The sequence below is a fragment of the Nocardia takedensis NBRC 100417 genome, from assembly GCF_000308695.1.
GTDB classification, from domain to species: domain Bacteria; phylum Actinomycetota; class Actinomycetes; order Mycobacteriales; family Mycobacteriaceae; genus Nocardia; species Nocardia takedensis.
The window spans coordinates 1-644 of the sequence record NZ_BAGG01000177.1 but is presented as its reverse complement, the minus strand read 5'-3'; the positions used below and the strand labels follow the sequence as shown (position 1 = coordinate 644).

At 75.3% G+C, this 644-nt stretch carries 1 protein-coding gene; it reads right to left on the bottom strand.

Features of this window, described 5'->3' with window-relative positions; genetic code table 11:
• On the bottom strand, positions 1-644 hold a 644-nt coding region (locus ON30_RS27800; RefSeq protein ID WP_040711902.1), incomplete at both ends, for a ketoacyl-synthetase C-terminal extension domain-containing protein.

Sequence of the window (644 nt, the reverse complement as noted above, 5' to 3'; positions counted from 1 at the left end):
TCTCGGCGCAGACCTCGTCGAACGCGGTCCGGAACACCGGGAAGGCTTCGTACAGGGCCCGGCCCATCCCGAGGCGCTGGCTGCCCTGACCGGAGAAGAAGAAGGCGCACGCCGACGACGCGCCCGCGACACCGGAGACCAGTCCGGGCGCGCTCCCTCCGTCCGCGAGGGCGGCGAGCGCCGTGCGGGCTCCCTCGGCGTCGCCCACGACGACGGCGCGATGCGCGTAGCGGGTGGAGGTGGCGAGGTGGTGGCCGAGTGCGACGAGATCACCGTCCACCAGCGGGCGGAGTTCGGCCGCGCGGGCGGCGAGCGCGGTGCGACTCTTGGCCGACAGCGGCAGACACACGGGGCCGACGGGCACGCGCGGCGCGGGCGGGGGCTCCCGGCGCGGCCCTTCCTCCAGGATCACGTGGGCGTTGGTCCCGCTGACGCCGAAGGAGGACACACCGGCCCGGCGCGGGCGCTCGGCGTCGCGCGGCCAGGGCCGCGCCTCGCTCAACACCGCCACCGAACCCGCGGACCAATCCACGTGCGGGGTGGGTCGATCCACGTGCAGGCTGGCGGGCAACCGTTCGTTGCCCAGCGCGAGCACCATCTTGATGATGCCCGCGACCCCCGCCGCGGCCTGGGTGTGGCCGATG